General features: G+C 29.9%; 5 protein-coding genes. All 5 read left to right on the forward strand.

Going from position 1 to position 1562, the window contains the following annotated elements:
- The coding region (locus F0000_RS28030; RefSeq protein ID WP_188112321.1) for a hypothetical protein at positions 1-230 on the forward strand (230 nt) is incomplete at its 5' end.
- Between the two features lie 54 nt (positions 231-284).
- Positions 285-416, forward strand: a complete 132-nt coding sequence (locus tag F0000_RS28500; RefSeq protein ID WP_255452925.1) for a hypothetical protein — start codon at positions 285-287, stop codon at positions 414-416.
- A gap of 2 nt (positions 417-418) precedes the next feature.
- A complete protein-coding gene (locus F0000_RS27260; protein WP_149627843.1) occupies positions 419-856 on the forward strand; it encodes a hypothetical protein in 438 nt (145 codons plus the stop codon).
- A gap of 1 nt (position 857) precedes the next feature.
- The gene (locus F0000_RS28035) at positions 858-1031 is read left to right on the forward strand and encodes a hypothetical protein (protein WP_188112322.1); all 174 of its coding nucleotides are present in this window, start codon (positions 858-860) and stop codon (positions 1029-1031) included.
- A gap of 131 nt (positions 1032-1162) precedes the next feature.
- The gene (locus tag F0000_RS27265; RefSeq protein WP_149627844.1) at positions 1163-1468 is read left to right on the forward strand and encodes a hypothetical protein; all 306 of its coding nucleotides are present in this window, start codon (positions 1163-1165) and stop codon (positions 1466-1468) included.
- Positions 1469-1562: the final 94 nt, after the last annotated feature.

A 1562-nucleotide genomic window follows, 5' to 3' on the forward strand; every position in this document is an offset into this window, starting at 1 on the left:
TAGTACATTATTATTGGTTTTTATATAATAAAAAATGGAAATCTTATATAGAAGAATTTAGGCATATTAGAAGGAGGCAACAAAAGATAGGTCTTATTTATTTATTTATTTATTTATTTGTTTATCTATTATTAGCGTTGTATCCAATTATTTTAGAAGATGTATTTGGTATTGAAGTTATGGAGAAAAGAATATCTCAGGTATTAGGAAGTCTCAATTTTACTATTTGAGTAGATGGCTGGATTGCCAGAGATCGTGCTGCGATACAAGAAGAGTTATGCACCATGGATTTTGAGATTGATTATATCAAACCGATAGAAGAAACTCGTATGGAGATGCTACGGGAGAGCAGAGAGTTTGCACGAGATAATACCTATGTAACGCCTCGCGCTATCTATAGCAACAAGAGATTTTAAAGATGAGAGATTGGCTAACTTCTATTAGACCTCCTAAATTTATTAGGTATCTTTTCTTTATTGGATATAATTGGTATCGTAGTTTTGAAAGTGAAAGGTCTGATGCACATTTTACGATAACAATAGTATTATCATTACATCTATTTTTGCTTCCATTTATTTTAACTAACATTCAATTTATTTTAGGTTACGGTAATATGGTTGTATTTTCCAAAATGGAAATCATTTTATTTGCTATTATATCTGGTTTTTTACAATATTACTTTTTTTTATATCAAAATAAATGGAAACATTATATAGGAGAGTTTAATCATATTAGAAGAAAACAACAAAGAATAGGAATTATTTATTTATTTATTTATATAATATTTTGCTTAGCACTTGCTCTATTACCTATTATATTACTTTTTATTTTTGATATTGATTTACGAAATCGGTAATATGTCTAGCAAGACAATCTCCAGGACTTATTTTTTATTGGATGCAGGAGGAGCGTTTGGTAACTGGGGGCAAGCCAGTGGGTTTAGTAGAGAAACGGTAGATGGTTGGATTGCCAGAGATCGTGCGGCAATAGATGAGGAATTATGTACCATGGATTTTGAGATTGATTTTTAGTATCTGGTCGGAAATACAGCAACATCAAATTTGTATCTTTTTTCGAAATTTTGATTTATTTTTAATTGTTTGATGCTGTGGCATCTACTTCAAAAAATAAAGTCTAAATTTCATCAAAAATCTTTCAAATTATGAAAATAGTCTATTTCCGACCAGATACTATAGAACCTATAGAACAAAGGCGTATGGAAATGATGAGAGAAAGTAGAGAGTTTGTACGAGATAATACCTATGTAACTCCCAGAGCGATCTATAGTACCAGATACCATTTATTACATACAATAGCTGTAAAAATTGTTTCTTTTGGTTCTATACTTCGTCATAAAATAGTATCGATAGCTAAGGCTATCCATAGATTTTATTTCTTGTCTATATCCAAAATAATTCAATTTTGTATCACAGCCATTGTATATAATAACTGGTATAAACGATTTTAAAAAATGAAGGAATGGTTAGCGAATATACGTCCACCTAAATTTTTAAGATACCTTTTTTTTATAGGTTATTGCTGGTATCGCTCTTTTAGAAGTG

This window comes from Aquimarina sp. RZ0, from assembly GCF_008370685.1.
In the GTDB taxonomy this organism is placed as follows: Bacteria; Bacteroidota; Bacteroidia; order Flavobacteriales; family Flavobacteriaceae; genus Aquimarina.

Bases quoted from the DNA above. Each gene is read 5' to 3' on its own strand.
- F0000_RS28500 (WP_255452925.1), top strand. From the start codon at position 285: ATGGATTTTGAGATTGATTATATCAAACCGATAGAAGAAACTCGTATG.
- F0000_RS27260 (WP_149627843.1), top strand. From the start codon at position 419: ATGAGAGATTGGCTAACTTCTATTAGACCTCCTAAATTTATTAGGTAT.
- F0000_RS28035 (WP_188112322.1), top strand. From the start codon at position 858: ATGTCTAGCAAGACAATCTCCAGGACTTATTTTTTATTGGATGCAGGA.
- F0000_RS27265 (WP_149627844.1), top strand. From the start codon at position 1,163: ATGAAAATAGTCTATTTCCGACCAGATACTATAGAACCTATAGAACAA.